Below are 6856 nucleotides of genomic sequence, written 5' to 3' on the forward strand. Positions count from 1 at the left end.
TATGGGTGTTACTCTCTGCCATGACTGTATATAAGCGTTTCCCGCGGCTCGCGCGCGCTGAGATTCGGCCGGGACGTCCGCTACGGAGCGAGCGCGTCGCCGTCGTTCGCCCGGTAGTACGCCGCCAGCGGCGTGCCGCGCTCGCGCTCGGCCTCGAACAGGTCGGCGAGCCACGCCACGGCGTCCGAGTCGTCGTTCGCGGCGTACCCGAGGAAGTTGCCCTTGTCGCCGTGGATCGCGAGGTACGCCGTCGTCCGGCCGTCGACGGTGCTCAGGTACCACGCGAACGGGAGGTCGGTGACGACGCTCACCTCAACCTCGGCCTCGACGATGGAGCGCGCCCGCTCCGGGCTCTCCGCGGCCAGGTAGTCCGCGACCGACTCCGTCAGGACGTACGACAGCTCCAGCGACCCCTCGACGACGGTGCGGCGGTACAGCGTCGAAACGAACTGCTCGTCGTTGGCGGCGATCGACGCGCCCCGGAGCCGGTCGGCGGCTTCGGCGACGCGCTGAAGCCGGGACAGCACCGTCGCCGGCGGCGTCTCGGCTATCGTCACCACCTCGGCGTCCGCGAAGAACCGGTGGTTCCGCGGCGACGACGGGAGCTCGTTGAGGACGCCGTTCGCGGTCTCGACCGCCTCCGCGACCGCGACCGCCTCGTCGACGGTGTCCAACAGGATCCGGCCGGCGTACGTCGCCTCGTAGCCGTCCGCGCCGCGCTCGACGAGCCCGTCCGCTTCGAGGGCCCGGACCGCTCGGTTGACCGTCGACCTGGAGTGCTCGAACGCGTCGACGAGGTCCCGGATCCGCGCGGGACCGTCTGCGAGGTGGACGAGGTACTGCCGACGACTGAAGGCGAGGTCGAGCACGTGTGAACTGTCGGACAGCCTTCAGTAATACGTGTCGCTTGAAGAGGACGTCACGCCGCGTGCGGGGACCGTCGCGCCGATGCCGCGCGCGTCGGGACGGCTACACGCCGATGCCGCGCGCGCCGGGACGGCTACGCGTCGTCGCGCCGCGCGACCTCGTGGCGCCCGAACCCGTACCGGAGCCGGTTCGCGAGCCGGCGCGAGAAGCGCCCCTCGTTGCGCGAGTCGAACCGCTCCGCGAGCGCCTGATAAATGATGGGGACGGGAACCTCCTGTTCGAGCGCCTCCTGAACCGTCCACGTGCCCGTCGAGCCGCCCGCGACGTGGTCCGCCACGTCGCCGAGGTCCGACCCCTCCTCGCGGAACGCCTCCTCGCAGAGCTCCAGCAGCCACGACCGGATCACGGCGCCGTTGTTCCAAGTGCGCGCCACCGACTCCATGTCGAGGTCGTAGCGCCCGTCGGCGAGCAGCTCGAACCCCTCGCCGTACGCCTGCATCAGCGCGTACTCAACGCCGTTGTGGACCATCTTCACGTAGTGGCCCGAGCCCGACTCGCCCATGCGGTCGTGGCCGTCCGGGCCGGTCGCCACCGCGTCGAACACCGGCACGAACTCCTCGTAGGCCCACGCCGGGCCGCCGATCATCAGCGAGAAGCCCGCCTCCGCGCTCGCGGGCCCGCCGGAGGTGCCGCAGTCGAGGTACGCGGCGTCCGTCCCCTCGGCGCGGCGCACCGACTCCTCGAAGTGGGAGTTACCGCCGTCGACGACGACGTCCTCGCCGTCGAGGTGCGGCTCCAGGTCCGCGAGCGTGGCGTCGACCGCGTCGCCCGCGGGCACCATCAGCCAGATGCGCTTGTCGCTTCCCAACCGGTCACACAGGTCGGCCACCGAATCGGCCGGCTCCGCGCCCGCCGCCGCCGCTTCCGCGGTCGCCTCCGCCGAGAGGTCGAACGCGACCACGTCGTGGCCCGCCTCCAGCGACCGGTTCGCGACGATCTGCCCCATCCGCCCGAGTCCGATGACGCCGAGTTCCATGCGCGAGGGGTGGCGACCCCCCGCCGTAGTGGTTCCGGTTCGACGCCTCGGCCCGTGGAGAGGGACGTCTGCCTCTCCCTTACTCGCCCGCCTCTGCCTCCCGCTCGCCGAGGTGCGCGCGCAGCGCGTCGACGTCCTTGTTGCCCGCGCCGGTGTTCAACAGGACGACCGTGTCGTCGGGGCCGAACTCTCCCGACTCCGCGAGCGCGAACGCCCCCGAGACGGCGGCCGCGCAGGTGGCACCGACCTCCAGCCCCTCGCGCCGCGCGACATCGATCGCGGCGTCGAGGATCTCCCGGTCGGTCGTCGCCACCGCCCCGCCGCCGGACTCGCGGACCGCATTCAGGATGAGGTGGCTCGCCCCCGGGTCCGGGATCGCGATCCCGTTACAGGCCGTGTCGACCTCGTCGTCGTCGAGCGGCTCGTGCCGGTCGGCGCCCGACTCGTAGGCGTCGACGACCGGGGCGCAGCCCGCGGCCTGCGCGGCGTACATCGGGACCAGCTCGTCGGTCCACCCCAGGTCACGGGCCTCCCGGGCCGCCTTGTGCATCCCCACCAGCCCGACGCCCCCGCCGGTCGGGTAGACGACGCCGTCGGGCGCCTCCCAGTCGAGCTGGGCCAACAGCTCCAGCGCCATCGTCTTCTTCCCCTCGTGGCGGTACGGCGTGACGAACGTCTTCGTCGAGTACCACTCCGGATGCTCCTCTATCGCCTCGGCGTACGCCTTCCCCGCGTCGCCGATCTGGGAGTTCCCGTCGATCGGGTCGGTGACGGTGAGGTCCGCGCCGTGGACCTCCGTCATCGCCTTCTGGGTGAATCCGGCCCGCGAGGGGAGGAACACGTGCGCGTCGAGGTCCGCGCGGGCCGCGTACGCCGCGGCCGCCTGCCCCGCGTTGCCGGCGCTGTTCAGCGCGACCTCGCTCGCGCCGTGCTCGCGCGCGGCCGTCATCGCGGCCGACTGCCCGCGGTCCTTGAACGTCCCCGTGGGGTTCGCCCCCTCGTCTTTCAGGAGGACGCGGCCGACGCCCATCGCGTCCGCCAGCGACGGGCACTCGACGAGCGGCGTGGCGCCCTCGCCGAGTGACACCGCCGTCTCGGCCGGGAACGGGAGGAGTTCGGCGTACCGCCACATCGACCCGTCCGGGCGCGCGTCGAGCGTCTCCGGCGTCAGGTCGATCCGGTCGTAGTCGTAGTCGGGGTCGAGGATCCCGTCGCAGTCGGGACAGCGGTGGGTCGCCGCCTCGGCGTCGAACGTCTCCCCGCAGTCGACGCAGGTCAGGCCGATGAACGCCTCTGTGGTCTCCATGGGTCCGCGCTCGCGTGCCGGAAACTTCGGTGCTGTGGTCGCGGCGGGTACTTAGGGTCGAAACGTATGAAGGGGTACGCCGAGGGAGCCCGCCGTCGTATCCGCATACGAGATGCCCACATCAGCGACCGCGCCCGATCCGCCGGGGGAACCGAGGTGGGACCGATGAGCCGAACCGACCTGCGGTTGGACCTCCCGACCGGATCGTGGCTCGGGGACGTCTCCCGGCGCGTCCCCGCGGCGACGCTCCGGGTCGCGGAGACGATCGCGGTCGACGGCGACGACCGGCAGCCGACCGACGGGGACCCGGCGGTGGCCGCGACCGTCCGCGTCGGCGGCACCGACAGGGACCGCGTCGAGGCGGCGCTCCGCGACCACGAGCACGTCTCGCGCGCGACTGCGGTCGAGCGCCGCGGGGACGTCCGCACGCTCCGAGTGGTCGGACGGGCCCCCGCGTACCTCCCCGCGGCGCGCGCGGTGGGCCTCCCGATCGAGTCGACGGTCGAGGTCGTCGACGGCCGCGCGGCGGTGACCGTCGTCGGCGACCGGGGCCGGATCGAGGCGTTCGGCCGCCGGCTCGCGGGCGACGGGATGACGGTCGGCGTCGCCGCTACGGGTGGTGACGACCCGGACCGGACGCTCACCGAGGCCCAGCGCGACCTCGTCTTCGAGGCGGTCAGGGCGGGGTACTACGACACCCCCCGCCGGTGTACGCTCACGGAGTTGGCCGAGGCGAACGGGATCGCGAAGTCGACGTGTAGCGAGACGCTCCACCGCGCCGAGGGACGGGTGATGCGCCGGTTCGTCGACGGTGAGGGCCCGTTCGCTTCGGAGTCGAACGCCGAGGGGGCCGCGGCCGGCGAGGCCGAGTCCCCCCGGACGGCGGCGTTCGACGGCGAGGAGTTCGACGGTGACGACCGCGACGCGGACGACAGCGAGGACAAAGAGTTCAGCGACGACCGCGACGCGGACGAGCTCGAAGCCCGCGACCGCGAGGAGCCGGTGCGGTCGGCGGCGACCGAGCCCTGACGCGGTCGATCTCCCTTCCCGCGCCCGAGCGGCTACGCCTCGTCGAGCGCCTGCCACGAGAGCCGCGGGTTCCGCGCGGCGCCGACCTGGTCGATCCGGCCCGCGGCCGTCCGGTTCGGGGCCGCGTCGAGCGCCTCGTCGGTGTCGGCGTACGCGAGGTTAAACGCCTCCGCGAGGTCGTCGAGCGAGGACTGCCCCTCGATCTCGGTCGGCTCGGTCAGCATCGCCTCCGGCACCATCTCCGGCCACTTCGTCGTCGGCGGGTGGACGCCGAAGTCGAGCATGCGCTTGGCGACGTCGGCCGCGTCGCGGTCGCCCGCGGTCGCGGCGAACTCGTGGTGGAACGGGCCGAAGGGCACGTCCAGGTCGATCCGCTCGGCGAGGTAGTTCGCGTTGAGGACGGCCTTCGCGGCCGCGTCCGACAGCCCCTCGTCGCCGAGGCGGGCGATGTAGGCGTACGCCTTGATCGACACGTGCCAGTTGCCGGCGAACCCGTGGACCTTTCCGATCGTGTGGGCCGGCTCGAACCGCTCGTACCCCGACCCCTCCGCCGCCTCGCGGACGCGGGGCGTCGGGAGGAACGGCGCCAGCTCGTCGACGACGCCGACCGGGCCGGCGCCGGGACCGCCGCCGCCGTGAGGCGTCGCGAACGTCTTGTGGACGTTGTAGTGCATCACGTCGAACCCCATGTCGCCGGGGCGCCCGCGGCCGAGCAGCGCGTTGAGGTTCGCGCCGTCGTAGTAGAGCAGGCCGCCGGCGTCGTGGACGATGTCGGCGATCTCCGTGATGTCGCGCTCGAAGAGCCCGACCGTGTTCGGGTTCGTGAGCATGAGGGCGGCGGTGTCGTCGCCGACGGCCGCCTCCAACGCCTCGAGGTCGACGCGGCCGTCCTCGCCCGAAGGGAGCTCGACGACGTCGTAGCCGGCGGTCGCGGCGGTCGCGAAGTTCGTCCCGTGGGCCGACGCCGGGATCACGACCTCCGAGCGGTCGTTGCCGTGGTGTTCGTGGTACGCCTTCGCGACGAGGATCCCCGTCAGTTCGCCGGCGGCGCCCGCGGGCGGCTGGAGCGTGACCGCGTCCATCCCGCCGATGTCCGCGAGGACCTCTTGGAGCCGGTACTGGAGCTCGAGGTTCCCCTGCGCCGAGCGCGCGGAGCGGTCGGGGTGGATCGCCGCGTTCGGGTCCGCCGCCACGTCCTCGGTGAACTTGGGGTTGTACTTCATCGTGCAGCTCCCCAGCGGGTACGGCCCCGAGTCGATCGCCCAGTTCATCTGCGAGAGCCGGGTGTAGTGGCGCGCCGTCTCCGGCTCCGAGGGGTTCGGCAGCGTCAGCTCCTCGCGGGTCAGGTCGTCGGGCAGCGGGGAGTCCTCGCGAACGTCGACGGTCTCCTGCCCCTTCTCCGAGAGCAGCGGCTCGCGGACGTCCTCTCCCTCTCGCTCGTAGTTGGCCTGGTCGTGGATCATCTCAGAGCACCTCCTCGAAGGCGGCGACGAGCCCGTCCGTCTCTCCCGCGTTGAGGTCGGTGACGCACACCTGAAGCAGGTGCTCGCCGATCGCGTGGACCGCGAATCCTTCGGCCTCCAAGTCCTCGGCGACGGCCGGCGCGGGCTGGTCGACCCGCACCGCGAACTCGCGGAAGTGGTGGCGGTCGTGGACCGGGGCGGCCGCGCCGGACAGCTCGTTGATCCGCGCCGCCAGCGCCTCGGCCTCCCGGACGGAGTCGTTCGCGAGGTCGACGAGGCCGTCGGGGCCGAGCGTCGCGGCGTGGATCGCCGCGCGGAGCGCGACCCACGCCTGGTTCGTACAGATGTTCGAGGTGGCGCGCTCCTTGCGGATGTGCTGCTCGCGCGTCTGGAGCGTCAGCGTGTACGCGCGGTCGCCGTTCGCGTCCTCGCTCGCGCCGACGAGGCGACCGGGGACCTGCCGCAGGAACTCGTCGCTACAGGCGAAGAGCCCGAGTCCCATCCCGTAGGCGGTCGGCAGGCCGAGCGAGCCGGCCTCGCCGACGACGACGTCGGCGCCGGCGTCCGCGGGCGATTCGAGCACCGACAGCGCGACGACGTCCGAGCCGAGCGCGAACAGCGCGTCCGTCTCGTCGGCGAGGTCGCCGATCGCCGCGAGCCGCTCCTCGATACAGCCGCGGACGGTCGGGCTCTCGGCGTACAGCATGACGACGTCGTCGCCCGCGCGCTCGGCGAGGGCGTCGACGTCGGCGGTCCCGTCGGCCATCGGGTACGCCTCGACGGTCAGGTCGGCGCCGTCGCAGTAGTTCTCAAGGACGGCGCGCTTCCCCTCACGGAGCTGTTCCGGGACGAGGACGGTGTCGCCCGAGGTCGACCGGACGCGGTCCGCGAGCGTCGCGGCCTCGCCCAGCGCGGTCGCGGCGTCGTACATCGAGCAGTTCGCGACGTCGAGCCCGGTGAGCTCGACCAGCATCGACTGGTACTCGAACAGCGCTTGGAGGAACCCCTGCGAGACCTCCGGCTGGTACTGGGTGTAGCTCGTGAGGAACTCCGCGCGGTCCGCGAGGTGGTCGACGACGCTCGGCACGTAGTGGCCGTAGTGGCCCCGGCCGAGGAACTCCGTGAGGTCGTCGTTGCGCGCGAAGACCCGGGCGC

Annotated in this window: 6 protein-coding genes; 1 reads left to right on the forward strand and 5 read right to left on the reverse strand. The window is 72.5% G+C overall.

From position 1 onward, the window contains the following. Positions 1-80: 80 nt before the first annotated feature. From C470_RS13170 to C470_RS13180, 3 genes are all read right to left on the reverse strand, one after another. A complete protein-coding gene (locus C470_RS13170; RefSeq protein WP_008367825.1) occupies positions 81-869 on the reverse strand; it encodes a MarR family transcriptional regulator in 789 nt (262 codons plus the stop codon). A gap of 131 nt (positions 870-1000) precedes the next feature. Further along, positions 1001-1903: a phosphogluconate dehydrogenase (NAD(+)-dependent, decarboxylating) gene (gene gnd, locus C470_RS13175; protein WP_008367826.1), complete on the reverse strand. Its 903-nt coding sequence runs from the start codon at positions 1901-1903 to the stop codon at positions 1001-1003. A gap of 79 nt (positions 1904-1982) precedes the next feature. Beyond that, positions 1983-3209 carry a threonine synthase gene (locus C470_RS13180; protein WP_008367827.1) on the reverse strand — a complete coding sequence of 409 codons (1227 nt, stop codon included), beginning with the start codon at positions 3207-3209 and terminating at the stop codon, positions 1983-1985. A gap of 165 nt (positions 3210-3374) precedes the next feature. On the opposite strand from C470_RS13180, the gene C470_RS13185 reads away from it, so the two are divergent. Next, positions 3375-4238, forward strand: a complete 864-nt coding sequence (locus C470_RS13185) for a helix-turn-helix domain-containing protein (RefSeq protein WP_008367828.1) — start codon at positions 3375-3377, stop codon at positions 4236-4238. A 32-nt stretch (positions 4239-4270) separates the two neighbouring features. On the opposite strand, the gene gcvPB is transcribed toward C470_RS13185, so the two are convergent. Both gcvPB and gcvPA read right to left on the reverse strand, forming a co-directional pair. After that, complete coding sequence (gcvPB, locus tag C470_RS13190) at positions 4271-5701, reverse strand: aminomethyl-transferring glycine dehydrogenase subunit GcvPB (protein WP_004595292.1); 1431 nt, start codon at positions 5699-5701, stop codon at positions 4271-4273. Between the two features lies 1 nt (position 5702). Next, positions 5703-6856, reverse strand: a 1154-nt coding sequence (gcvPA, locus tag C470_RS13195) for an aminomethyl-transferring glycine dehydrogenase subunit GcvPA (protein WP_008367829.1), incomplete at its 5' end; no start/stop codon positions are given.

This window comes from Halorubrum distributum JCM 13561, assembly GCF_000337395.1.
In the GTDB taxonomy this organism is placed as follows: domain Archaea; phylum Halobacteriota; class Halobacteria; order Halobacteriales; family Haloferacaceae; genus Halorubrum; species Halorubrum distributum.

What these genes read in the sequence shown, in the direction of transcription:
- gcvPB (WP_004595292.1), bottom strand. Translation starts at nt 5,701, where the DNA reads ATGATCCACGACCAGGCCAACTACGAGCGAGAGGGAGAGGACGTCCGC.
- C470_RS13180 (WP_008367827.1), bottom strand. Translation starts at nt 3,209, where the DNA reads ATGGAGACCACAGAGGCGTTCATCGGCCTGACCTGCGTCGACTGCGGG.
- gnd (WP_008367826.1), bottom strand. Translation starts at nt 1,903, where the DNA reads ATGGAACTCGGCGTCATCGGACTCGGGCGGATGGGGCAGATCGTCGCG.
- C470_RS13185 (WP_008367828.1), top strand. Translation starts at nt 3,375, where the DNA reads ATGAGCCGAACCGACCTGCGGTTGGACCTCCCGACCGGATCGTGGCTC.